Origin of the sequence: Streptomyces sp. NPDC051684 (genome assembly GCF_044453445.1) — a bacterium.
Lineage (GTDB): Bacteria > Actinomycetota > Actinomycetes > Streptomycetales > Streptomycetaceae > Streptomyces.
The window spans coordinates 26,887-48,950 of the sequence record NZ_JBITCS010000037.1 but is presented as its reverse complement, the minus strand read 5'-3'; the positions used below and the strand labels follow the sequence as shown (position 1 = coordinate 48,950).

20 protein-coding genes are annotated in these 22,064 nt (G+C 70.4%); 14 read left to right on the top strand and 6 right to left on the bottom strand.

Annotated features, from left to right (window positions below):
- Window positions 1–16: 16 nt before the first annotated feature.
- From ACIA8D_RS33670 to ACIA8D_RS33655, 4 genes are read left to right on the top strand one after another with little or no spacing between them, the layout of a single operon-like run.
- The gene (locus ACIA8D_RS33670) at window positions 17–760 is read left to right on the top strand and encodes an amino acid ABC transporter ATP-binding protein (protein ID WP_399238008.1); all 744 of its coding nucleotides are present in this window, start codon (window positions 17–19) and stop codon (window positions 758–760) included.
- A 20-nt stretch (window positions 761–780) separates the two neighbouring features.
- Entirely contained in the window at window positions 781–1,692 is a 912-nt protein-coding gene (locus tag ACIA8D_RS33665; protein WP_399238007.1) for a glutamate ABC transporter substrate-binding protein, read from the top strand.
- Window positions 1,693–1,703: 11 nt separating this feature from the next.
- Window positions 1,704–2,348, top strand: a complete 645-nt coding sequence (locus tag ACIA8D_RS33660; protein WP_385766595.1) for an amino acid ABC transporter permease — start codon at window positions 1,704–1,706, stop codon at window positions 2,346–2,348.
- Window positions 2,345–3,214, top strand: coding sequence for an amino acid ABC transporter permease (locus tag ACIA8D_RS33655; RefSeq protein WP_399238006.1), 870 nt, complete (start codon window positions 2,345–2,347; stop codon window positions 3,212–3,214). The genes ACIA8D_RS33660 and ACIA8D_RS33655 overlap by 4 nt, the downstream gene beginning before the upstream one ends.
- 206 nt (window positions 3,215–3,420) lie before the next feature.
- Here the strand turns inward: ACIA8D_RS33655 and ACIA8D_RS33650 are convergent, their stop codons facing one another.
- Window positions 3,421–4,191 carry a hypothetical protein gene (locus ACIA8D_RS33650; RefSeq protein WP_399238005.1) on the bottom strand — a complete coding sequence of 257 codons (771 nt, stop codon included), beginning with the start codon at window positions 4,189–4,191 and terminating at the stop codon, window positions 3,421–3,423.
- A gap of 103 nt (window positions 4,192–4,294) precedes the next feature.
- On the opposite strand from ACIA8D_RS33650, the gene ggt reads away from it, so the two are divergent.
- Window positions 4,295–6,097, top strand: coding sequence for a gamma-glutamyltransferase (gene ggt / locus ACIA8D_RS33645; RefSeq protein ID WP_399238003.1), 1,803 nt, complete (start codon window positions 4,295–4,297; stop codon window positions 6,095–6,097).
- A gap of 469 nt (window positions 6,098–6,566) precedes the next feature.
- Here ggt and map read toward each other — a convergent pair whose 3' ends face one another.
- Complete coding sequence (map, locus tag ACIA8D_RS33640) at window positions 6,567–7,334, bottom strand: type I methionyl aminopeptidase (RefSeq protein WP_399238002.1); 768 nt, start codon at window positions 7,332–7,334, stop codon at window positions 6,567–6,569.
- A gap of 75 nt (window positions 7,335–7,409) precedes the next feature.
- Here map and ACIA8D_RS33635 point away from each other — a divergent pair, with 75 nt between their 5' ends.
- The 5 genes from ACIA8D_RS33635 to hydA all read left to right on the top strand — a co-directional run bounded on the left by ACIA8D_RS33635 (window position 7,410) and on the right by hydA (window position 13,158).
- Window positions 7,410–7,661 (top strand): helix-turn-helix domain-containing protein, encoded by a 252-nt coding sequence (locus tag ACIA8D_RS33635; protein WP_385766579.1) that lies wholly within the window; start codon window positions 7,410–7,412, stop codon window positions 7,659–7,661.
- 180 nt (window positions 7,662–7,841) lie between these two features.
- Window positions 7,842–9,131, top strand: coding sequence for an aspartate aminotransferase family protein (locus ACIA8D_RS33630; protein WP_399238001.1), 1,290 nt, complete (start codon window positions 7,842–7,844; stop codon window positions 9,129–9,131).
- A gap of 97 nt (window positions 9,132–9,228) precedes the next feature.
- On the top strand, window positions 9,229–10,770 hold the full coding sequence (locus ACIA8D_RS33625) for a PucR family transcriptional regulator (RefSeq protein WP_399238000.1): 1,542 nt from the start codon (window positions 9,229–9,231) through the stop codon (window positions 10,768–10,770).
- A gap of 116 nt (window positions 10,771–10,886) precedes the next feature.
- Window positions 10,887–11,729: a nitrilase-related carbon-nitrogen hydrolase gene (locus ACIA8D_RS33620; protein WP_399237999.1), complete on the top strand. Its 843-nt coding sequence runs from the start codon at window positions 10,887–10,889 to the stop codon at window positions 11,727–11,729.
- A gap of 22 nt (window positions 11,730–11,751) precedes the next feature.
- Window positions 11,752–13,158, top strand: coding sequence for a dihydropyrimidinase (hydA, locus tag ACIA8D_RS33615; protein WP_399237998.1), 1,407 nt, complete (start codon window positions 11,752–11,754; stop codon window positions 13,156–13,158).
- Between the two features lie 22 nt (window positions 13,159–13,180).
- On the opposite strand, the gene ACIA8D_RS33610 is transcribed toward hydA, so the two are convergent.
- Both ACIA8D_RS33610 and ACIA8D_RS33605 read right to left on the bottom strand, forming a co-directional pair.
- Window positions 13,181–13,738, bottom strand: coding sequence for a M23 family metallopeptidase (locus ACIA8D_RS33610; RefSeq protein ID WP_399237997.1), 558 nt, complete (start codon window positions 13,736–13,738; stop codon window positions 13,181–13,183).
- 69 nt (window positions 13,739–13,807) lie between these two features.
- Window positions 13,808–14,884, bottom strand: a complete 1,077-nt coding sequence (locus ACIA8D_RS33605; protein ID WP_399237996.1) for a metallophosphoesterase — start codon at window positions 14,882–14,884, stop codon at window positions 13,808–13,810.
- Window positions 14,885–15,063: 179 nt separating this feature from the next.
- Between ACIA8D_RS33605 and ACIA8D_RS33600 the strand changes: the two genes are divergently transcribed.
- Entirely contained in the window at window positions 15,064–16,050 is a 987-nt protein-coding gene (locus tag ACIA8D_RS33600; protein ID WP_399237995.1) for a phospholipase, read from the top strand.
- A 34-nt stretch (window positions 16,051–16,084) separates the two neighbouring features.
- Here ACIA8D_RS33600 and ACIA8D_RS33595 read toward each other — a convergent pair whose 3' ends face one another.
- Window positions 16,085–17,305, bottom strand: coding sequence for an MFS transporter (locus ACIA8D_RS33595; protein WP_399237994.1), 1,221 nt, complete (start codon window positions 17,303–17,305; stop codon window positions 16,085–16,087).
- Window positions 17,306–17,560: 255 nt separating this feature from the next.
- Here ACIA8D_RS33595 and ACIA8D_RS33590 point away from each other — a divergent pair, with 255 nt between their 5' ends.
- Window positions 17,561–18,433: an oxygenase MpaB family protein gene (locus ACIA8D_RS33590; RefSeq protein WP_399237993.1), complete on the top strand. Its 873-nt coding sequence runs from the start codon at window positions 17,561–17,563 to the stop codon at window positions 18,431–18,433.
- Window positions 18,434–18,439: 6 nt separating this feature from the next.
- Here ACIA8D_RS33590 and ACIA8D_RS33585 read toward each other — a convergent pair whose 3' ends face one another.
- Complete coding sequence (locus tag ACIA8D_RS33585; RefSeq protein ID WP_399237992.1) at window positions 18,440–19,081, bottom strand: FadR/GntR family transcriptional regulator; 642 nt, start codon at window positions 19,079–19,081, stop codon at window positions 18,440–18,442.
- 164 nt (window positions 19,082–19,245) lie between these two features.
- Here ACIA8D_RS33585 and ACIA8D_RS33580 point away from each other — a divergent pair, with 164 nt between their 5' ends.
- On the top strand, window positions 19,246–20,445 hold the full coding sequence (locus ACIA8D_RS33580) for an amidohydrolase (RefSeq protein ID WP_399237991.1): 1,200 nt from the start codon (window positions 19,246–19,248) through the stop codon (window positions 20,443–20,445).
- A complete protein-coding gene (locus ACIA8D_RS33575; protein ID WP_399237990.1) occupies window positions 20,442–22,064 on the top strand; it encodes an ABC transporter substrate-binding protein in 1,623 nt (540 codons plus the stop codon). Before ACIA8D_RS33580 ends, ACIA8D_RS33575 begins: the two co-directional genes overlap by 4 nt.

Here is a 22,064-nt window from a genome sequence, read left to right as displayed (position 1 = left end):
TGGGCAGGGACTGCCGATGGCCGTCGATCCGTTGATCGAGCTGCGAGACGTGAACAAGTACTACGGGGAGCTGCATGTCCTCCAGGACATCGACCTCACCGTCGGCAAGGGGGAGGTGGTGGTGGTCATCGGCCCTTCGGGGTCGGGCAAATCGACGCTCTGCCGGACGATCAACCGTCTGGAGACCATCGAGTCCGGCACGATCCGGCTCGACGGACAGCCGCTCCCCGAGGAGGGGAAGGCGCTCGCGCAACTGCGGGCCGAAGTGGGCATGGTTTTCCAGTCGTTCAACCTCTTCGCGCACAAGACGGTGCTGCAGAACGTCTCGCTGGCCCAGCTGAAGGTCAGGAAGCGCAAGAAGGACGAGGCCGACAAGCGCTCCCGGGAGCTGCTCGAACGGGTCGGACTCGCCGCCCACGCCGACAAGTTCCCCGCGCAGATGTCCGGCGGACAGCAGCAGCGCGTGGCCATCGCCCGCGCCCTCGCCATGGACCCCAAGGCCCTCCTCTTCGACGAGCCGACGTCGGCCCTCGACCCGGAGATGATCAACGAGGTCCTGGAGGTCATGCAGCAGCTCGCGCGCGACGGCATGACGATGGTCGTGGTCACCCACGAGATGGGCTTCGCGCGCACCGCCGCCGACCGCGTCGTCTTCATGGCGGACGGAAAGATCGTGGAGGACCGCAACCCCGAGGAGTTCTTCACCCACCCGGAGAGCGAGCGCGCCCGGGACTTCCTCTCCAAGATCCTGAAGCACTGACCGGGGGAGCGCACCAGCACATGATCGCCAAGTCGCTACGGCTGCTCGCCGCGCTGGCGGTGACGGCCCTCGCCGCCACCGCCTGCGGCAAGGAGGGCAGCCCACCCGTCAAGGGCCCGTCCGCCGCCGAGCTGCCCCAGTACAAGATCGCCCAGGGCTTCTCGCTGCCTGATTCCCCGACCTGGAAGAAGGCGGAGCGGCGCGGCCACTTCGTCGTCGGGGCCAAGGAGGACCAGCCCTACCTCGGCGAGAAGAACCCCGCGGACGGCACGTACACGGGCTTCGACATCGAGATCGCCAAGATGGTCTCGGCCTCCCTCGGCCTCGACCCGAAGAAGATCCGCTTCAAGACCATCGCGTCGGCGAACCGCGAGACGGCCCTGCAGAACGGGCAGATCGACTACTACGTCGGCACGTACACGATCAACGACATGCGCAAGAAGCTCGTCGGCTTCGCGGGCCCGTACTACATGGCGGGACAGTCGCTGCTCGTGCGCACCGACGAGGAGGACATCAAGGGCCCGGACGACCTCGCGGGCAAACGGGTCTGCTCGGCGGCCGGCTCCACGCCCTACCAGCGCATCAAGGCCGACTACCCGAAGGCCGAGCTCGTCGCGTACGACACGTACTCGATCTGCGTCGACAACCTGCTGACCTACCAGGTCGACGCGGTCACCACCGACGACGCGATCCTGCTCGGCTACGCAGCCAAGGCGCCGGAGGAGATGAAGCTCGTCGGCAAGCCGTTCTCCGAGGAGCCGTACGGGATCGGCGTCCCCAAGAAGGACAACGCGCTGCGGTTCGCGATCAACGACGCCCTGGAGGCGCGCCAGAAGAACGGCGACTGGAAGCGGGCCTACGACGCGACGCTCGGCCTGTCCGGAGTGCCCGCCCCGAAACCGCCCGCCATCGACCGCTACCCGGCGAACTGAGGAGGCGTCCCATGAATGTCCTGACCGACAACATCGAGCTGTACTGGAAAGGCTTCCTCGGCACCGTCGAGCTCACCGTGTTCGCCTCGATCCTGGCGCTGGTGCTCGGCTTCCTCATGGCCTCGTTCCGGGTCGCGCCCGTCGGCTCCTTCCGGGCCTTCGGCACCGCGTGGGTCACCGTGTTGCGCAACACCCCGCTGACCCTGCTGTTCTTCGCGGTGCTGCTCGGCCTGCCGCGCTTCGGCCTGGTCCTGCCCTTCACGGTCTTCGCGATCCTCGCGCTCGGCTGCTACACCTCGGCGTTCATCTGCGAGGCGGTCCGCTCCGGCATCAACACGGTGCCCAAGGGACAGGGCGAGGCGGCCCGCAGCCTCGGCATGACGTTCGGCCAGACCCTGACCCACGTCATCCTGCCGCAGGCCTTCCGGTCCGTGATCCCGCCGATCGGCTCCACGCTCATCGCGCTCGCCAAGAACTCCGCGATCGCGGGCGCCTTCAGCGTCGTCGAGCTGCTCGGCACGTACAAGACGCTCAGCGAGCTCGGCTACAACATCATCTGGACCTTCGTCTGGATCGCGATCGGATACCTGATCATCACGCTCGCCATCAGCGCCCTGTTCAACTTCCTCGAGAAGCGCTGGGGGTTCGCCCGATGAAGGCCATGCGGCACGACGCCACCGCCCTCTACGACATCCCGGGCCCGAGGACCGAACGCCGGCACAAGCTGTACGGGCTGCTCTCGACGCTCATCGTGCTCGCCCTGGTCGCCTGGATCCTCTACCTCCTCTTCGACACCGACCAGTTCACGTACACGAAGTGGATGCCCTTCCAGTACACGGGCATCCAGGAGCTGCTCCTGCGCGGGCTCGGCAACACGCTCAAGGCCTTCGCCATGGCGGCCGTCCTGTCGCTCGCGCTCGGCACGATCCTGGCCGTGGGGCGGCTCTCGGACCACAAACCGGTGCGCCGGCTCGCGACCTTGTTCGTCGAGTTCTTCCGCGCCATGCCGGTCCTGGTGATGATCTTCTTCATCTACGTGGCACTGAAGATGGAGCCGCTGGCCGCGCTCGTCGCCGGCCTGACGCTCTACAACGGCTCCGTGCTCGCCGAGGTGTTCAGATCGGGCATCAACGCGGTGGAGCGCGGACAGCGCGAGGCGGCGTACGCGCTGGGCATGCGCAAGACGCAGGTCATGACGCATGTGCTTGTCCCTCAGGCGGTGCGGGCCATGCTGCCCGCCATCATCAGCCAGTTGGTGGTGGCGCTGAAGGACACGTCGCTCGGGTATCTCATCACCTACGAGGAGTTCCTCCACGCCGGAAAACTGATTGCTTCCAACCTCGACTACGATTTGCCCTTCATCCCTGTGGTGATGGTGATCTCGCCGATCTACATCGGGATGTGCATGGTGCTGTCCTGGTTCGCCCAATGGGTGGCCAAGCGCCAGCGGCGCAACCCCAAGACGGAGGCGGCCGATGTCGCCCCGGCCGAGCCAGGGACGCTGCTGCCAGGTACGCAGTAGCCGAAACGAAAGCATCGGCCCGTCCCCGCCCAGCGGCAGCCGGAGATCACTGCTTCACGAAGTTCGTGTGTTCGTGGGGGAGAAGGTCAGCTGCAGCGTGCCGGTCGGGACGTGCCTGCTTGCCGAGGATGAGCGGGCCCTTGTCGCATTCGTACGCGGCGAGGGTGCCGCTCTCCTTGGTTTTGGGCGCCCTTCGCGAGCGAGCCCTACTTGGCGCGGTGCGCCGCGCGGCCGCCGCCATTGGTCGCGGCGGCGGGCAGCGGGGCCTCCGCCGCCTTCGTGACATCGGCGACCACCTCGACGACGTCGGGCCCGTACGCCCCCGAGTTCACGACCTTCAGCAGCAGGACGAAGGAGTTGTTGCCGTGCTTGCGGGCGAGCCGCTCGTGGTGGCGGGCGAGATAGCGGGTGGCGGCCTGGTTGGTGATCGGCAACTGCCCGCAGAACAGAAAGACCGGCCGCGCCTCGGGGGTGGCGGGACCGGCGGTCAGGCGGGCCAGGAGGACGTACTCGGTTCTGCTCGGCTCCAGGCGGTAGCGCTCGGAGCCGATCTGGAAGGCGCCGCGGTCCGGGCCCGGCTCGGGATCGGTGTTGACCCGGATGCCGGGCAGCAGGCTGACCATGTGGGCGGCCATGCGTCGGTTGGAGGCCGGGCCGCCGACACAGAATTCCGTACGCTCCCCGAAGCCCTGCTGCGCGGTGTCGTGGGCGACGACCTGGGCGTGCGCGTTGCAGTCCTTGATGAGCGCGGAGAGTTCGAGGAGGGCGAAGACGTCGTGGCGCTTCACCGTCAGCTCGGGGCCGCCCGCGTCACGGTTCACGACCAGCAGCGACTCGGAGTTGTCGGGCAGCCCGAAGAAGGCCTGCTTGCGGCGGAGCTTGCGCTTCCACACATAGCTGCGGCAGAGCCAGCCCAGCGAGGCGCTGATGCCCGCCGCGATCAGGCCGAGGACGATGTTGCGCACGTCTTCAGTCATGGTGGCGCACTCTAGCGGGACGTGTGAACGGTGTTCGAGGGGGTCCTGACGGCACGGACACATCAAGTTACGCTGCGCTGACGCCTGTTGACCGGAGGTACTGATGAGACGTTCAGTTGTACGGAATCTGTCGGTCTTCGCCGCACTTGGCAGCATGGTGGCGGTTGGTGCCGCGGCACCTCCTTCGTCCGCTTCGCACACGCCCGTGAAGGAACCGGTCGCGGTCGGCTCCGGCGGCGCCGTGGCGAGCGTCGACGCGGACGCGTCCGCGGCCGGCATCGAGGTGCTCAAGAACGGGGGCAACGCGGTGGACGCCGCCGTCGCCACCGCGGCCGCCCTCGGTGTGACCGAGCCGTACTCGTCCGGGGTCGGTGGCGGCGGCTACTTCGTCTATTACGACGCCAAGTCCCGCAAGGTGCACACCATCGACGGCCGCGAGACGGCGCCGCTGACGGCAGGATCCGACCTCTTCCTGGAGAACGGCAAACCGCTCGCCTTCAACGACGCGGTCACCAGCGGCCTGAGCGTGGGCACGCCGGGCACCCCGGCGACGTGGCAGTCGGCGCTCGACGCGTGGGGGAGCCGAGGTCTCGCCTCCGTGCTGAAGCCCGCCACGAAGCTGGCGAGCGACGGGTTCACCGTCGACGACACGTTCCGCTCGCAGACCGCGTCGAACGAGGCCCGGTTCCGCAACTTCCCCGACACGGCGAAGCTGTTCCTGCCCGGCGGGAAGCTCCCCGAAGTCGGCTCCACGTTCAAGAACCCCGATCTGGCGCGTACGTACGCGCAGTTGGGGCGGGACGGGACCCGGGCCCTGTACCGGGGCGACATCGGCAAGGACGTCGTGAGGACGGTCAACAAGCCGCCGGTGGACCCGGCCTCGGGGTACAACGCGCGCCCCGGCAAGCTGTCGGCGAAGGACCTCGCGGCCTACGGCACCAAGCAGCAGGCGCCGAGCCGGACCTCGTACCGCGGCCTCGGCGTCTACTCGATGGCACCGTCCTCGTCCGGCGGCACGAGTGTCGCCGAGGCGCTCAACATCCTTGAGAACACCGACCTGTCGAAGGCGTCCGACGTCCAGTACCTGCACCGCTTCATCGAGGCGAGCCGGGTGGCCTTCGCCGACCGGGGGCGTTGGGTGGGTGACCCGGCGTTCGAGGACGTGCCGACGAAGGGACTCCTCTCGCAGCGGTTCGCGGACTCGCGCGCATGCCTCATCAAGGACGACGCGGTGCTGAAGAGCCCGCTCGCGCCGGGAGACCCGAGGAACCCCGGGAAGTGCGGCAAGGCCGGGGACAAGGCGGCGCCCACGACGTACGAGGGCGAGAACACGACGCACCTCACCGCGGCCGACAAGTGGGGCAACGTCGTCTCCTACACCCTGACCATCGAGTCGACCGGTGGCAGCGGCATCACGGTGCCGGGGCGCGGGTTCCTGCTCAACAACGAGCTGACGGACTTCTCGTTCGCGCCGGCGAGCGCGGATGTGCACGACCCGAACCTGCCGGGTCCCGGGAAGCGGCCGCGGTCCTCGATCTCACCTACGATCGTGCTCGACCAGGCGGGCAAGCCGGTGGTCGCGGTGGGGTCGCCGGGTGGGGCCACCATCATCACCACGGTGCTGCAGACGTTGACGGGGTTCCTCGACCGTGATCTGCCGCTGGTCGACGCGATCGCGGCGCCGCGGGCGAGTCAGCGGAATGCGGCGCAGACGGAGCTGGAACCGGGTCTTTACGGGAGTCCGCTCCGGGCGAGGCTGGAGGCCATCGGCCACTCCTTCAAGGAGAACCCGGAGATCGGGGCGGCGACGGGTGTGCAGCGGCTGCCGGGCGGGAAGTGGCTCGCGGCGGCGGAGAAGGTTCGGCGGGGCGGGGGTTCGGCGATGGTCGTTTCGCCCAGTAAGTAGCTTGCGGTCGACCGGTGTTACGGCCTCGGGGCTCTGCCCCGGCCCCCGCGCCTCAATCGCCGGCGGGGCTCCAAAAAACCGGGGCTCCGCCCCGCACCCCGCTGCTCAATCGCCGCAGAGGCTTGAAATGCCGAGCGCCGAGGGGTTTGAAATGCCGAGCGCCGAGGGGCTTGAAATGCCGAGCGCCGCCGGGCTTGACCTGCCAACCATCGCGGGACTTGATCTACCAAGTACTGCCGGGCTTGACCTGCCAAGCATCGCGGGACTTGATCTACCAAGTACTGCCGGGCTTGACCTGCCAAGCATCGCGGGACTTGATCTACCAAGTACCGCCGGGCTCGAAATGCCAAGCATCGCGGGGCTTGATCTGCCAATCGCCGGCGGGGGTTGATTTATCAAGCCCCGCCGGCGATTGAGGCGCGGGGTCCGGGGCAGAGCCCCGTGGGCGCGACGCCGTTGCCGCGGAGGGCTACCGGGCCGTAAGGACACGCGGACCGGCCTCCGTCACCGCCACGGAGTGTTCCGCGTGGGCCGCGCGGGAAGCGTCGTTCGTGCGGAGGGTCCAGCCGTCGGGGGCCTCGTGGTAGCCGTCCCCGCCGCCACCGATGACCATCGGCTCGATGGCGAGGGCCATCCCCGCGCGCAGGCGCATACCGCGTCCCGGACGGCCCTCGTTCGGTACCGGAGGGTCCTCGTGCATCTGGCGCCCGATGCCGTGCCCGCCGAACCCCTCCGGAATGCCGTAACCCGCCTCCCGGCACACCGTCCCGATCGCGTGCGCGATGTCCCCGATCCGGTTCCCGACGGCCGCCGCCGCGATCCCCGCGTCGAGCGCCCGCTCGGCCGTCTCGACCAGTCGTACGTCCTCGGGCCGCGCCCGGCCCACCACAAAGCTGATCGCGGAGTCCCCCGCCCAGCCGCCCAGTTCCGCCCCGCAGTCGATCGACACCAGATCCCCGTCCCGCAACCGGTACGTCGTCGGGATCCCGTGCACGATCGCGTCGTTCACGGACGCGCAGATCACCGCGGGGAAGGGCGTCGGCGCGAAACTCGGCCGATAGCCGAGGAACGGGGACGTGGCCCCCGCATCGCGCAGCACCCCGCGCGCCACCTCGTCCAGCTCCAGCAGGCTCACGCCCACGGCCGCGTGCTTCCGCACCGCGGTGAGCGCGTCGCCCACGACCCGCCCCGCCTCCCGCATCGCGTCGATCGATGTGTCCGTCTTCAGTTCCACCATGCCAATAACTATACCGGTATTTAAATCCGGTACGGAAATCCGGTACAGGAATTGTGCATCGGGTAGCATGGGCACATGGTCCGAACCCCCTTGACCCCCGAAGAGCGCGAGCGCGGAGAGCGTCTCGGCCGGCTGCTGCGAGAGGCACGGGTCGGGCGCAGCATGACGGAGGTGGCCGCGGGCGCGGGCGTCTCCGTCGAGACGCTGCGCAAGATCGAGACGGGCCGGGCGCCCACCCCCGCCTTCTTCACGGTCGCCGCGCTCGCCCGGGAGCTGGGGCTTTCCATGGATGAGCTGGTGACGCACTGCGCGCTGGTCCCCGCCTGACGCGCCGCACCGTCACCCGCACGGGTGCCGCGTGCTCCCTGATCCAGCGGGTTGCCGACGATGGCCTTGGCAAGCCCTCCTGTGAGGCTTACGTTCGTCCCTCTACCGCCGTTCTACGTGCGTAGAGGGATACGCAGCGACGTACCTGCGTAGAGACGTAAGGAAGAAGGAGTGCCGCCGATGACCACCCCCTCCCGAACCTCTCTGCACGACCGCCACCGCGACGTCCTGCCGGACTGGCTGGCCCTGTACTACGACGACCCGATCGAGCTCACGCACGGCGAGGGCCGGCACGTCTGGGACGCCGAGGGCAGGAAGTACCTGGACTTCTTCGGTGGCATCCTCACGACGATGACGGCGCACGCCCTGCCCGAGGTCACCAAGGCGGTGAGCGAACAGGCCGGCAGGATCATCCACTCCTCGACGCTCTACCTGAACCGGCCGATGGTCGAACTCGCCGAGCGCGTCGCCCAGTTGTCCGGAATCCCGGATGCCCGCGTCTTCTTCACCACCTCCGGCACCGAGGCCAACGACACGGCGCTGCTGCTCGCCACCGCGTACCGCCGCTCGAACCAGATCCTGGCGATGCGCAACAGCTACCACGGCCGCTCCTTCTCCGCGGTCGGCATCACCGGCAACAAGGGCTGGTCGCCGACGAGCCTGTCGCCGCTCCAGACGCTGTACGTGCACGGGGGCGTGCGCGGCCGCGGCCCCTACGCCCACCTGTCCGACGCCGAGTTCATCGAGGCGTGCGTCGCGGACCTGCGGGACATGCTCGGCCAGACCCGTGGCAACGTCGCGGCGCTCATCGCCGAACCCATCCAGGGTGTCGGCGGCTTCACCTCCCCGCCCGACGGTCTGTACGCCGCGTTCCGGGAGGTTCTGCGCGAGCACGGCATCCTGTGGATCTCGGACGAGGTGCAGACCGGCTGGGGTCGCACGGGCGAGCACTTCTGGGGCTGGCAGGCGCACGCGCGGTCGGGGCCGCCGGACATCCTGACCTTCGCCAAGGGCATCGGCAACGGCATGTCGATCGGCGGCGTCGTCGCCCGCGCCGACGTCATGAACTGCCTCGACGCCAACTCCATTTCGACGTTCGGCGGCTCCCCGATCACCATGGCGGCGGGCCTCGCCAACCTCTCGTACCTCCTCGAGCACGACCTCCAGGGCAACGCCCGGCGGGTCGGCGGCCTCCTCATCGAGCGGCTGCGCGCCATCGCGGCGAGCGCGCCCGGTGTGCGGGAGGTGCGGGGGCGCGGCCTGATGATCGGCATCGAGCTGGAGACGACGGGCCCGGGTCCGAACGCGGCGCAGGTCATCGAGTCGTGCCGCGAGCAGGGCCTGTTGATCGGCAAGGGCGGCGGCCACGATTCGAGCGTCCTGCGGATTGCTCCGCCGATGACCTTGACGGTGGCGGAGGCGGAGGAAGGGGCGGGAATTTTGGAGCGGGCGTTGCACGGTTCGACCTGATCAAGCCCGCAGTGCGGACGAGAGGCCGCGGGGCCCGGGGCGGAGCCCCGCGACCGCTCGCCGGGGAGCCGCGCATGACGAGGGAGAGCCTCCGCACATGTCCCCGCACACCCTCTCCGTCCGCCAAATACTCGACCTGGACCGCATCGCCGCCGGACAACCGGAGGTGGTCGCCGGGGCGGGGCACCTCGACCGCCCCGTCCGCTGGGTGCACGTCGCCGAGGCCGCGGACGTCGGCGTGATGCTCAGCGGCGGCGAGATGATCCTCACCACGGGCGTGCTGCTCGCGGACGACGAGCGGCTGCAGGCCGAGTACATCGACTCCCTGCACCGCGCGGAGGCCGCCGCCATCGTCCTGGGCCTCGGCCGCGCGTTCCCCGCCTCCCCGGAGGGCATGCGGCGCGCCGCCGAGCGGCACGGCCTGCCCATGGTGGTGCTGCACCGCCCGTTCCCCTTCGCCGAGTTGACGGAGGAGGTGCAATCCCGGCTCGTACGAAGGAAATTCGCCGCCGTCAGCCTCTCCGAGGGCATCCGCAGCGCGCTCACCGGCCTCATCACCGCGGGCGCCCCGCTGCAAGAGCTGCTCGACGAGATCGCCGCGCACAGCGGCTGCCCGGTCGTCCTCACCAACCTCGCGCACCGCGTCCTCGCCACGGCCGGTGAACACCCCGCCGTCGACGACGTGTTGCGCGACTGGGACCGCATCGCGCGGCAGCCCGGCGGGATCGACGGAGAGGGCTGGATCCGCGCGGAGCTCGGCGGCCGGGGCGAGCGCTGGGGCTCCGTCGTGCTGTGCGGGCACCGCGGCGACGGCGCGTCCGGACGGCTGCTCGCGGACCGCGCGGCGGAGGCCCTGGTCCTGCACCACCTGCTGGCCGGGTCCGGGCCGAGCTGGGAGGAGCAGTCGGCCCGCTGCCTGCTCGCCGACCTGCTCTCCGGCGGCGCGCCGGCCCGCCTGCTGCCCCGCGCACGCGCGGCGGGCCTCCCGGTGAACCGCCGTACATTCCTGCCCCTCGTCGTGCGCGACACCGCACCGGACCAACTCGACCGGCTGCTGCGCCTGTTGGGTCTCGCCGGCCTCGTGGCGGAACTCGCCGAGCGTTCCACGGCCGTCCTCCTCAGCCTCGCCCGCGACCAGGCCCCCGAGGCCCTCGCCGCGCACTTCGCGGAGCGGCTGCGCGCGGAGAGCGGCGACGCGCGGGCCCTCGTCGCGGCGGGCCCCGCGGGCCCCGTCTGGGAGGACGTGCCGGACGCGCTGCGGGAGGCGCTGCACGTCGCCGACGCCGCCACCGGCGCGCCGCCCGGACTCCCGACGGTGGTCCGGATGGGTGACGTACGACTGCGCGGCCTCGTCCGGCAGTTGCGCGACGACCCCCGCGTACAGGCCTTCTCGGAACGGGAGTTGGACGCCATCCTGGCCTCCGAGGACGCCGCCGAGCTCCTCCCGGTCCTGCGCGCCTACCTCACCACCGGCCGCAACAAGTCCCGCACCGCCCATCTCACCCACATGAGCCGCCCCGCCCTCTACCGCCGCCTGGAGTCCATGGAGAAGCTGCTCGGCGTCGACCTCGACGACTTCGAGCAGGCCGCGTCCGTCCATCTGGCCCTGCTCGCGCACGACGCGCAGTCGGGCCCGTGACAGCTTGCAACGCCCGCGGCCCCGCGCGTGACACGCTGCGACTCGGCCGGCGGGCCCCCGCCCCCTACCGTCTGTGCCAGCACCGCCCGAGCCATCGAAGAACCTTGGAGGTCCCGATGAGCCCCGTGATCCGCGCCGCGATCTTCCAGACCGCATGGACCGGCGACAAGGAGTCCATGATCAAGGTGCATGAGCAGGCGGTCCGCGACGCCGCCGCCCAGGGCGCCCAAGTCCTCTGCTTCCAGGAGCTGTTCTACGGCCCCTACTTCTGCCAGGTGCAGGACGCGAAGTTCTACGAGTACGCCGAGTCCGTGCCGGACGGACCGGTCGTCCAGCGCTTCCAGGCCCTGGCCCGCGAACACGGCATCGTCCTCGTCCTCCCCGTCTACGAGGAGGAGCAGCCGGGCGTCCTCTACAACACGGCCGCCGTGATCGACGCCGACGGCAGCTATCTCGGCAAGTACCGCAAGACGCACATCCCGCAGGTCAAGGGCTTCTGGGAGAAGTTCTACTTCCGCCCGGGCAACAGCGGCTGGCCGGTCTTCGACACCGCCGTCGGCAAGGTCGGCGTCTACATCTGCTACGACCGGCACTTCCCGGAGGGCTGGCGCGCGCTCGGCCTGGAGGGCGCCCAGATCGTCTTCAACCCCTCGGCCACCTCGCGCGGCCTGTCCCGCTACCTGTGGCAGCTGGAGCAGCCGGCGGCGGCCGTCGCCAACGAGTACTTCGTCGGCGCCATCAACCGTGTAGGGGTGGAGGAGTACGGCGACAACGACTTCTACGGCACGTCGTACTTCGTCGACCCCGAGGGCCGGTTCGTGGGCGAGGTCGCCGACGACAAGGCGCCCGAACTCGTCGTTCGCGAGCTCGACATGGCGAAGCTGCGCGAGGTCCGCGACCGCTGGCAGTTCTACCGCGACCGCAACCCGCAGGCGTACGAGCCCCTGACCCGACCCTGACCAGCTGTCCTTGGAGGAGCACATGAGCGCCGTCCGTACGGTCATCCGCGGCGGACTCGTCGTCACCGCCGCCGACGAGATGCACGCCGACGTCCTCATCGAGGACGGCCGTGTCGTGGCCCTCGCGGCCACGGGAAGCGACACCGCCGCGTCCTGGACGGACGCGCGCACGATCGACGCGTCGCGGAAATACGTCATCCCCGGCGGCGTCGACGGGCACACGCACATGGAGATGCCGTTCGGCGGCACGTACGCGTCGGACACGTTCGAGACCGGCACCCGTGCCGCGGCCTGGGGCGGCACGACGACGATCGTCGACTTCGCGATCCAGCCGCGCGGCGGCGCGCTGCGCGAGGGTCTTGACACGTGGATGGCGAAGGCCGACGGCCAGTGCGCGATCGACTACGGCTTCCACATGATCATGTCGGACGTGAACGAGTCGTCGCTGAAGGAGATGGACGGTCTCCTGGCGGAGGGCGTCTCCTCGTTCAAGCTGTTCACCGCGTATCCGGGCGTGTTCCTCAGCGACGACGGCCAGATCCTGCGGGCGATGCAGCAGGCCGAGCACAACGGCGGCCTGGTGATGATGCACGCGGAGAACGGTCTGGCGATCGACGTTCTGGTGGAGCAGGCGCTGGCCCGCGGTGAGACGGATCCGCGGTATCACGGTGAGGTGCGCAAGGCGCTGCTGGAGGCGGAGGCGACGCACCGGGTGATCAAGCTGGCGCAGGTGGCGGGCGCGCCGGTGTACGTGGTGCATGTGTCGGCGCAGGAGGCGGTGGAGGAGCTGGCGCGGGCGCGGCACGAGGGACTGCCGGTGTTCGGCGAGACCTGTCCGCAGTATCTGTTCCTGTCGACGGACAACCTGGCGGAGCCGGACTTCGAGGGCGCGAAGTACGTGTGCTCGACGCCGCTGCGGCCGAAGGAGCATCAGGCGGCGCTCTGGCGGGGCCTGCGGACGAACGAGTTGCAGGTGGTCTCCACCGACCACTGCCCATTCTGCTTCAGCGGGCAGAAGGAGCTGGGCCGCGGCGACTTCTCGAAGATCCCGAACGGGATGCCGGGCGTTGAGAACCGCATGGACCTGCTGCACCAGGCCGTGGTGGACGGGCACATCTCGCGCCGCCGCTGGATCGACATCGCGTGCGCCGCGCCGGCCCGGATGTTCGGGCTGTATCCGAAGAAGGGGACGATCGCGCCGGGCGCCGACGCGGACGTCGTGATCTACGACCCGGCGGCCGAGCAGACCATCTCCGCGGACACCCACCACATGAACGTCGACTACTCGGCGTACGAGGGCAAGCAGATCACGGGGCGGGTGCAGACGGTGTTGTCGCGGGGCGAACTCGTGGTGAACGAAGGGGAGTTCACCGGGCGTGCGGGACACGGGGTGTACATGCCGCGGGGGACTTGCCAGTACCTGGGCTGACAGGAGCGGTGGCACGGCGGTGTCACGTGAGGCGGACGCCGTGCCTCGCCAGATAGGCGACCGGGTTCACGTCCGATCCGTACCCGCGGCGGGCGCGGATCTCCAGGTGAAGGTGTGGACCGGTGGCGCGTCCTGTGCTGCCGCTGTCCGCGATGCGCATGCCGGGGGTGACCCGGGCTCCCCTGCGGGTCCGGATGTGGCTGAGGTGTCCGTAGACGGCGTAGTGACCGTCCGACATGCGGATGGTCACCGCCTTGCCGTAGTCGCCCGACCGCTGGGCCAGCACGACGGTGCCCGCGCGGACGGCGAAGACCGGCGTCCCCTCGGGAACCGCGAGGTCGATTCCCGTGTGGTGCCCCGCCTGCCAGTTGCCGCGCACTCCGTAGCGGGCGGAGACGCGGTAGCGCCGATGGAGGGGCATGGCGGCGGGCCGGGGCGGCCCCATGGGAACAGGGGAGTGGGCGGCGGCGTCGGGCGTCAGACACGTGGTGAGGGCGCCGCCGACCAGGGCCGTGGACAGGCCGAGGACGCGACGCCGTGTGGTGTCCGCTGCCGGTGTGCTGTCGTCGTGAGAAGCCATGACCGACAGACCACCCTCGTTGCCGACCGCGCGCATCTCCGCGGGAACCATATAGGTGAGCGGGTGTCACTAACGGGCGATGCGGTCCGTCCGTGTGTGGCGGTACGCGTGCCGGTAGTCGGACGTCTCCGGATCCACGGTGTACGCGTCGGTGACCACGCGGTCGGCGTTGATCGAGAGCGTCATGAAGCCGAGGGTGTCGTAGGCCGCCCAGAACTCCTTGTTCTCGGCCTGGTTGCCCTTCCCGCCGGTCTTGGCGGCGGCGCCGCAGACGATCTGCTGGGTGCCGTGGTGGCCGGCGCCGGTGTCCAGGATCTGGAGCGTGTGGTCGTGGCCGGAGAGGATGAACTCGGCCTTGCCGCAGACCACTTCCTCGTACAGCTCCTTGACGTGCTTCCCGCTCATGTAGTCGCCGCAGGTGACACCCTCGTACGCGCCCGCGTTGCCGTGCGAGCCGTTGTTGCGCAGCGGGTGGTGGGCGAAGACGAACTTCCAGGGGGCGCGGGAGGCGGCGAGTGCGTCGGCCAGCCAGGCGCGCTGCTTGTGGGCGAAGGGGCCGTCCCAATGGTACTCGGGGTCGGTCTGCAGGACGTACGAGGAGAGCGGCGTCGTGTCGATGGCGAAGAACTCGGCGACGGGGGCCTGTTGGGGGACGGCCACCCGGTAGTGGCGTTCGGGCATGTACCAGCGGGCGGAGTGCCGGTGGTAGGCGATCTCGTGGTCGCCGCGGGACGGGCGGCCGCCGCTGCCGGGGATGACGCCGCTGGTGTCGTGGTTGCCGAGCACCATCAGCCAGGGGACGTCGATGCCCTTGTTGGGCTCCTCGAACTTGGTGGTGAACTCGTCGTCCAGGTCGTCCTCGGGGCCGTTCTCGTAGATGTTGTCGCCGAGCCCGATCGCGAGGTCGACACCGCGCCTCTCGCAGAGCTTGCGCGCGGCGGCCGCGACGGCGAACTGGTCGGGCGTACCGGTGCCGGCGTCCCCTGTGACCAGCACGTTCAGTTCGGCCTTGGCCGGTATCGGAAACTTGGCCACACCGTTCTCGGCCGCGAGCGCCTGCCGGCCGAACGCGCCCAGGGCGACGGCGGTGCCGACGCCGCCGACCCCCGCGAGCATCGCGCGCCTGCTGATTCCCTGCCACTGCATCTTGTGTCTCCGTATCCGGGGGCCGGACGGGCTGGGGAGGTGCAGTGAATCCCGGCGGTCCCGCGAGAACCAGGTTACTGGCCGGTTACTTACGTCACACTCGCTGGTTACCGGTTGGTAAGTCCGCATAAGCTCCTGCGAGTTTTGCCTGCTGTCCGACAGAGAGGATCCCCGTCCGGATGAGCGCCGTACGCAGCCGCCGCAGGACACTGCTTCCGCTGGCCCTGGCCTTCGTCACCGCCGCCCTGGGAACCGTGGGCACCGCGCCCGCCGCCCAGGGCGCCGCGCCCGCCGACGAGTCCGGCGGGCAGCGCCCCACCTGGGCCATCGCCCACCGGGTCCTCACCACTCAGGGGGTGAGCGCGGCCCTCCGGGACGGCGCCAACGCGCTGGAGATCGACGCAACGGCCTGGAAGGAGGGCTGGTGGGCGGACCACGACGGCACTCTCACCAGCTACGGCGACACGATGGCCGCCATGTTCGACCAGGTCGCCAAGGAGCACCGGACGGGGCGTCAAGTGTCGTTCGTCTGGCTGGACATGAAGAACCCCGACTGGTGCGAGAGCGGCGACCCGGACAGGAAGCAGTGCTCCGCCGCCGCCCTGCGGGACCTGGCCCGCGCCAAGTTGGAGAGCCAGGGCATCCGGGTGCTCTACGGCTTCTACGGGACCGAGGGCGGCAGCGGCTGGAAGGACGTGACGGGCAGCCTGAACAGCAAGGAGGGCGTCGCCTACAGCGGCACCTACGCGGACGTCCGGGACGGCTACGCCGAGCATGGCACGGCCATCGCACGGAACCAGCGGGTGATGGACGACGGCCTGTTCAACATGGCGTTCAAGTTCGGCAGCATCCGCGAGGAACTGCAGGCCGGCGGTGCGGCCCGGGACCGCGGAGAGCTCGCCGGCACGGTCGGCTGGACCGTGGGCACCGGCGACCGGGAGCGCACCGAAACCCTGCTCTCCGACTCGGCCGACGGCGCCGCCGTGGACTCCCTGATCTACGGCAACCGGATGTCCTGCTACCCCGACGGCGTCAGCGGCCCGAAGGGCTGCGGCACGAACGACAGCGGCGTACGGGACCCCCTCTCGTACATCCAGGACTACGTGAAGGCGCACCCGGACACCCGCCGGATGGCCACCAGCCAGGATGTGCCCTTCGGCAGCTGAGAGGGTGCTCGGCCCACGGGGCTCCGAGTCGTCGTCAGGGCTTCGTCAGCGTGACCTGGTCGGGCTGAGCCGAAGGCTCGGGGTCGGAGGACGCGATCACGTCGGAGCGGCGGGTGCCGCGGTCCAGGAAGCCGCCCGCGAAGGCCAGGGCGAGGCCTGCGATCGCGAGGGCCGCGCCCACCAGGTTGGGGGAGGTCCAGCCCCAGCCGGCGGAGATGGCGAGGCCGCCGAGCCAGGCGCCGCCCGCGTTGGCCATGTTGAAGGCGGAGTGGTTGGAGGCGGCCGCCATGGTCGGGGCCGCCTCCGCCTTGGCCATCAGCAGCATCTGCACCGGCGTCGTGATGAGCGAGCCGAGAGCCCCGACCAGGGTGATGACGATGAGCGCGGGCACCGTGCTGTGGACCGCGAAGTAGAACGCCACGAGCGCCGCGGCCAGCAGCGCGAGGCCCGCGTACAGCGTGGGCCGCAGGGCCCGGTCGGTGAGCGGGCCCGCGACCAGCGTGCCCAGCGTCATGCCGACGCCGTACAGCGCGAGGACCAGGGTGGTCGAGGCGTCGGAGATGCCCGTGACGTTCGTCAGCATGGGCACCAGGTAGCTGTAGACGGCGAAGAAGCCGCCGAAGCCGACCACGGCCGTGGCCAGGCCGATCACGACCTGCCGGTTGCCCATCGCCCGCAGCTCGTGCCGGATCCCGGCGCCCTCGCCGCGCGGCTGGTGCGGCACGAAGAGGGCGAGCGCCGCGAGGGCGACACCGCCGATGACGGCGACCGCCCAGTAGGCGGAGCGCCAGCCGAGGTGCTGGCCGAGGGCCGTGCTCGCCGGGACGCCGACGATGTTCGCGACGGTCAGGCCGAGGAACATCTTCGAGACGGCGCGCGCGGCCCGGTCGGGGGTGACGAGCCGGGACGCGACGACCGCGCCCACACCGAACAGCGCTCCGTGCGGCAGTCCGGCGAGGAAGCGCGCGGCGAAGAGCAGGCCGAAGTTCGGGGCGAGCGCGGACGCGACGTTGCCGACCACGAAGAGGCCCGACAGGAGCAGCAGCAGCTTCTTGTGCGGAATCCGGGCGCCGATGCCGGTCAGGACCGGCGCGCCGACGACGACACCGAGCGCGTACGCGGAGACGAGATTGCCGGCGTGCGGCACCGACACGTCGATGCCGTCGGCGATCTGGGGCAGCAGCCCCATCGTGGCGAACTCGGTGGTGCCGATGCCGAACGCGACAACAGCCAGGGCCAACAGGGCCAGCGGCATGGTGCGGGAAGCCTTTCAAAGAAACGGGGAGGCCGGTCCCCGGGACAGGGATCGGCCGACAACCCGTGCAGCAGCGGGACGGACCCGCGCATTCCGTGTTCGACCCGCGTGTCCGCGTGACCTCTGTCACCTGGTACCCCGTCGGCTCCGTCACCTCGTGCCCCGCGTCCGGGCGGCGTCGGTCTTGATCCTTGAAGGCGGCCGTACGAAGCTGGGGCGCAGGTGTGTACGGGACCCGGCCCAGGGAGGACCAGCATGCGGCGCGACCACTGGACCCGGCAGATCCGGCGGCTCGATCCCGACGAGGACTTCCAGGAGATCTACCGGATCAGCGCCACCTACGAGTTCCCCTGGGACACGATGCAGGCCCTCGGGTTCGCGCTCTACCGCACGTACGCCGTGCCGAGCATCGGCAAACTCCTCGGTCACACCGGCGAGTTCACCCGGCGCACGCAGAAGCGGTACGACGACACCGCGCTCATCCTCGACGCCGTCGGCGAGCACGGCATGGACACGGGGGAGGGGCGCGAGGCCATCCGGCGGATGAACCAGATGCACCGCGCCTACGACATCCCCAACGACGACTTCCGGTACGTGCTGTCGACGTTCGTCGTCGTCCCCAAGCGCTGGATGGACGACTACGCGTGGCGGCCGTACTCGCCGCACGAGGTCCGGGCGACCACCAACTACTACCGGGCGCTCGGCCGGCGCATGAACATCCAGGACATCCCCGAGACGTACGAGGACTTCGAGCGCCTCATGGACGACTACGAGCGGCGCCACTTCGGGTTCGACTCAGGCGGCCACGCCGTGTCGGAGGCGACCCTCGACCTGATGGCCTCCTGGTACCCGGGGCCGCTCGGCGGTGCGGTCCGCCGGGCCTCGGTGTGCCTGATGGACGCGCCGCTGCGGGCCGCGTTCGGTTACCCGGACCCGAACGCGGCCGTCGAGCGCGTGGTGCGCGGCGGGCTCAGGCTGCGCGGCCGGTTCGTCCGGCTCCTGCCGGCCAGGCGCACCCCGCTGCTCGGCCGGCAGAGCCCCAACATCCGCGGCTACCCGAACGGCTATCGGGTCGGCGACCTCGGTACTTTCCCGAGGCGGGAAGGCGAGCGGACCGCCGCCGGCTGACGGTTCCTATGCGTCGATGATCGCCAGCGCCGCGGCGTCCGCCGCCGCCGGGTCGCCCGCCGCGATGGCCTCCACGAGCGCCTGGTGCGCGTCCGTCGTGGAGTGCCGCATGTCGTCCGCGAGGACGGTGTCGCGCAGCGCCGTGCTGAGCGTCGTGTAGAGGTCGAGCAGCAGCGGGTTCTGCCCGGCGCGCGCGACGCACAGGTGGAACTCGATGTCGGCCTCGACGAACTCCTTCAACTCCCGTGCGTCGAAGTGCTGTTGGCGGCGGCCCGTGATCTCCCGCAGCTCCGCCAGGTCGGCCTCCGTGCGGCGGCTCGCGGCGAGCCGGGCCGCCACGAGGTCGAGCCCTCTACGGACCTCCTCCACGTCCCGGTCGGCCACGTCCGCGAGCATCCGGCCGAACGCGACGGCGGTCTCGTCCGTCGCCGTCACATAGGTGCCGTCGCCCTGGCGGGTCGTCAGGAGCCCGGTGTGCACCAGCGCGCGGACCGCCTCGCGCACGGACAGGCGGCTGACGCCGAGGGTCTCGGCGAGCGTGCTCTCCGAAGGGATCTTGTCGCCGACCTGCCACCTGCCGCTCGCGATCTCCCCGCGCAGTTCGGTGATCGCCGCGTCCACCAGGGACTTCCGCCCGACGCTCTTCATGTCTCCCCGCCTGTCGTGAATGGAGGGCGCGCTGGGCGCCCCTCGCGATTATGCGCCCTGCCGTCTCCGGCGCCTTCTGCACACCCTCTTCTCGAAACATCAGATGTCTGATAACTCTATGCGGCGGCTCGGCAACTCCGAAACCACACACGGGAGATGGCTCGATGGAGCAGTGCGACCGGAGGCGTTATTCGGGGGTGCGCCCGCTCGGCGGCACCGCCCGCGACCTGGTGATCGAGGGCGGGCGGTTCGTCGACGCCGACGGACTGGCCGGCGCCGGCGAGGAGTGCGGGGGCGCCGGACTGCTCGCGCTGCCCGCGCCCGTCGACGCCCACATCCATCCGGACAAGACCACCTGGGGCGGGCCCTGGCTCGACCGCGAGCCCGCAGGGACCCTCGCCGAACTCATCGCGTACGACGCCTCGGTGCGCACCGGCATGGCCCCGGTCGCCGAGCGCGCGGGCGCGCTGTTCGACCACGCGGTCGCCCACGGCACCCGCGCCCTGCGCGCGCACGCCGACGTGGCGCCGCAGTACGGGGTCGACAACATTCGCGGCGTGCGCGCGGCGGCCGACGCCCGCGCGCGCCTCCTCGACGTACAGGTCGTCGCGTTCCCGCAGCTCGGGGTCCTCGCCGCGCCCGGCACCGACGTCCTCCTGGAGAAGGCGCTCGACGAGGGGGCGGATCTGGTCGGCGGCCTGGACCCGGTCGGCTTCGACGGCGACCGCGACGGACAGCTCGATCTGCTCTTCGCGCTCGCCGAGCGGCGCGGCGTGGGGCTCGACATCCACCTCCACGACCGGGGTGCCGTCGGCATCGACCAGATCCTGGAGATCGCCCGGCGCACGGCGGCCGCGGGCCACGAAGGCCGCGTGGCCGTCAGTCACGCCTTCGCGCTCGACGGGCTGGGCGCCGCGCAACTCACCGATGTAGCGGGCACGTTGGCGGCGGCCGGGATCACCGTCACGACCTGCGCCCTGGGCGCCGACCCGCTTGTCCCCTTCGCCGCGCTCACCCGCGCGGGCGCCGCCGTCGCCGTCGGCTCGGACGGGGTGTGCGACCCGTGGACCCCGTTCGGCGACGCCCAGATGCTCGACCGGGCCCATCTGCTGGCCTACCGCAGCGACGCGCGCACCGACGCCGAACTCGCCGCCTGCTACGCGCTCGTGGCCGACGGCGGCGCCGACCTCCTGGGCCTGGAGCGGGTCGCGTTCCGGCCCGGCGACCCGGCCGACTTCATCCTCGTGGACGCGCCGAGCGTGGCCCGCGCCGTGGTGCGCAGGCCCGTGCCGCGGATGGTCGTGCGCGGCGGCCGGATCATCGCGCGCGACGGTGAACTCGTCGACGGGGGTGGGGCGTTGTGAAGCGCCGCTTCCTCACCTCCGTCCTCGCCGCGCTGCTCCTCACCGCCACCCTCGGCGGCTGCGGCGGCGGGCCCGGCGGGCTGCGCCCCGCCGTCGCGCTCGACCTGAAGACCTCGACCCCGAAGGCGACGAAGCCGCTCGACTCGATCACCTGGAACCTGCCGTACGAGCCCCAGGGCATCGACCCGATCAAGTCCTTCAACTACGCCGAGAACACGGTCCTTTCGAACCTCTGCGAAAGCCTGCTGCGACTCACCCCCGACTTCAGGATCAAGCCGGGGCTCGCCACCAAGGCCGCCAACCCGACCCCCAAGAAGTGGGTCTACACGCTCCGCGAGGGCGTCCGCTTCTGGAACGGCAGGCCGCTGACCGCCGACGACGCGGCCGCCAGTCTGAGCCGCCACCTCGACCCGAAGCTCGGCACCTGGTGGGGCGACTACTTCCAGAACGTCGACTCCGTGCGGGCCACGGGACGCATGCAGCTCACGGTCACCCTCAAGCGGCCCGACGCCCTGTTCAACCAGGCCATGGCCACCGCGGCCGGCGCCGTGTCCGAGAAGTCGGCCATGGAGCGGGCGGACACGGACTACGGGACGCCCAAGCACGGCGTGATGTGTACGGGCCCGTTCGAGTTCGCGCGCTGGCGCTCCGGCGAATCGCTCACCATCACCCGCAACAACGACTACTGGAACCGCCCGCACCGGCCCGTCTCCAAGTCGCTGACCTTCCGCTTCATCGCCGACGAGACCACCGCGGTCAACGCGCTGCGCTCCGGTGAGGTCGACGGCCAGTACTTCTACCTGCCGCCCGCCGCGATCGGCCAGTTGCAGTCCTCGCCCACCGGCAAGGTCACCCTCGGCCGCTCCCTCACGTACTGGGCGCTGCTCGACGCCACCAAGGACGGCCCCTACGCGATGCGGAAGGTCCGCCAGGCCCTCAGTTACGCCCTCGACCGCGACGCGCTCGGCGCCGCCGTCTTCCAAGGGACGGCGCCCGCCCAACGCGCCCTCGCCGGACCGGCCACCTGGGGCTACGAGAAGGACACCTTCCGCAAGGCGTACGACCAACTCCCCAGCGGCAAGGCCGACGTGAAGAAGGCCAGAAAGCTGCTGAAGGAGGCAGGACCCGCCGCCCGCAAGCGGATCACCATCGCGGTGCAGGGCAGCTCCTCCGTGCACGAACTCACCGGCAACCTCGTCAAGGCCACCGGCAAGAAGCTCGGCCTCGACATCGACATCCGCGTCGTGCCCGTCGAGCAGTACGGCAACCTCTACCAGGACCCCAAGGCACGCAGGGGCATCGACGCCTTCCTGTCCACCTGGTACGGCAATGTGCCGGACCCGCTCGACGCGTACACCGTCTTCCTGTCCGGCGGCAACAACAACTTCAGCGGGTACGACGGTGTGGACGCCGACATCAAGAAGGCCCGCGCCACCTCCGACCGGGCCGAACGCGCCCGCATCGTCACTCGAATCCAGAGCAGGGTGGCGCACGACGTGACCTGGATGCCGCTGAACAACCTGCCGGTGATCCTCTACCAGAGCGACCGGATCACCGGCGCCGTCCCTTCGTTCCCGTATCTCTACTACCCGTGGGCCACCGGCCTGGGAGGTCGGTGA